General features: G+C 41.6%; 1 protein-coding gene. It reads right to left on the bottom strand.

The genetic code is table 11. The features are described from left to right. Positions 1–251: 251 nt before the first annotated feature. Entirely contained in the window at positions 252–2,057 is a 1,806-nt protein-coding gene (locus CK510_RS29555; RefSeq protein ID WP_095725009.1) for a ribonuclease J, read from the bottom strand. Between the last annotated feature and the right edge of the window lie 187 nt (positions 2,058–2,244).

Consider the following 2,244-nt stretch of genomic DNA (forward strand, 5'->3'; position numbering starts at 1 on the left):
CACGGGTAAAAACTGAACTTTTGTCATGCTGACGAAGGAAGCATCTTTAAGATTTTTACGCAATCTAAAAGTATAGTTGTAACCCGTTTTTAGTATACTTACCGCTATTTAATACCTACTGAATGTGTTTCTTCAGAATTAGAACTCAAGGGACTTGCGATTTAACAATGTACCGATATACTAATCTAAGTTTGCTCTTGCTCTATAAAGCTTGATTCAGACTTTCAACCTTTTTTGTTTATCAGCAAGCTCTAAGAAGCAACTTGCGCAGCAGTTCGAGTACGTCTTCTTCTTCCATCAGTGGAAGCTGTCGTTGTTAAGGGTGTTGATGTTCCAACCTTGACAACAGCATTTTCCTCTGGAACTTGCATCAATAAGGTTACTGTTGGCTGACAGTGCAACTCTTTCCTTAAAGAACGGGCTAAATCTCTTTCAATTAGACCTTGCAAACCACCCCAGTCTACCTCAAGTTTTCCGTCAAAGCTCTCTGCAAACTCTGTCCAGCGCACACTTAGAATTTCTTCTATTCGCTGTTGTACCCACTTTTGTAATAAAGGTTTCTCTATTGAGGTGACTACACCACGCAGGTGTATTTCAGGTTTGGCTAATAGTTTGCCTTCCCAACCGATCGCGGCTGCAACTGTAACAAGCCCTTCTTCTGCCATTTTTTGACGTTCTTGTAACACTTTCGCACTCACCATCCCTGAACCAGACGTATCAACTAACTCCAAACCTGATGCAACTTTACCGATGACGCGAATCGATTGTTGTGTCAATTCAATAACGTCACCGTTATTAAGAATTACCATATTTTCTGGAGGAACACCCATGCTCTGAGCTGTTTGTGAGTGTTTTACCAACATTCGGTGTTCTCCGTGAAAGGGAACAAAAAACTTAGGTCGAGTTAGTGCCAGCATTAATTTTTGGTCTTCTTGGCAACCATGTCCGGAAACGTGAATACCTTTGTCTCGTCCATAAACGACGTTTGCCCCTTGCATCATCAATTTATCAATGGTGTTAACAACTGCAATGGTATTTCCAGGGATGGGGTTAGCTGAGAATACAACTGTATCGCCTTCGCGAATCTTGATATGTTGGTGTTCTTTATTAGCAATCCGCGTCATTGCCGACATTGGTTCACCTTGGGAACCAGTTGTCAAAATCAGCACACTTTCAGGGGGAAGGTTACGGATGGCATTAAGCGGCTGTAAAAGGTTATCGGGACATTTAATATAACCAAGATTGCGTGCGTGAGCAATTAAGTTGAGCATAGAGCGCCCGACTACACTGACAACACGGTTATGCTTTTGCGCCAATTCCAAAATCATGTTGATGCGGTGGACGCTAGAAGCAAAGGTGGTGATAAATAGGCGACCTTTAGCTTGACTTATGACTCGGTCGAGGTTCGGGTATACGGAACGTTCGGATGGTGTAAAGCCGGGAAGTTCAGAGTTTGTAGAGTCGCTAAGAAGGCACAATACACCTTTTTCGCCATGTTCTGCCAAACGTTGAATGTCGAAGCGCTCCCCATCTACGGGAGTATGGTCAAATTTAAAATCCCCAGTGTGGATTACGATACCAATTGGAGTATGAATTGCTACTGTAAAACTATCCGCAATCGAATGGGTATTACGAATGTATTCTACCAAGAAATTTTTGCCAATCCGTACCACATCGCGAGGTACAACAGAACGCAATTCTGTTCTATCCCGTACTCCTGCTTCTTCTAATTTACCTTCCAACATTGCCATTGCTAGGCGAGGACCGTAAATAACGGGGATTTCAAACTGCTTGAGGTGAAATGCAATTCCGCCAATATGGTCTTCGTGTCCATGGGTGACAATCATTCCCTTAATTTTATGACGATTTTCCCGTACATAGTTCATGTCAGGAAGCACTATATTTACCCCGTGCATCCCATCTGTGGGAAATGCTAAACCTGCGTCTAATAAAATGATTTCATCTTCATACTCGAATACGCAAGTATTTTTACCAATTTCGTGCAAACCGCCCAACGGAATGATTTTGAGGGCGGCTGAGTTTTCGTTTCTAGCCATTTTCTCCTTAGATTGTTTTACGTTTGTTTGTTTCGATGTTTTTTAACAGCAAAAATCTGTAAAGTTTCGATAGCAGACAACGACTACATAACTATTAAGTCAGTTTGAATGCAGCCTTGTTTTTAAAGTGGATGCTTAATCGATTAAATAAAATTTGCTTTACTTCAATGAGTCATAACTATATACA

The organism is Brunnivagina elsteri CCALA 953, from assembly GCF_002289455.1.
Classification (GTDB): Bacteria; Cyanobacteriota; Cyanobacteriia; order Cyanobacteriales; family Nostocaceae; genus Brunnivagina; species Brunnivagina elsteri.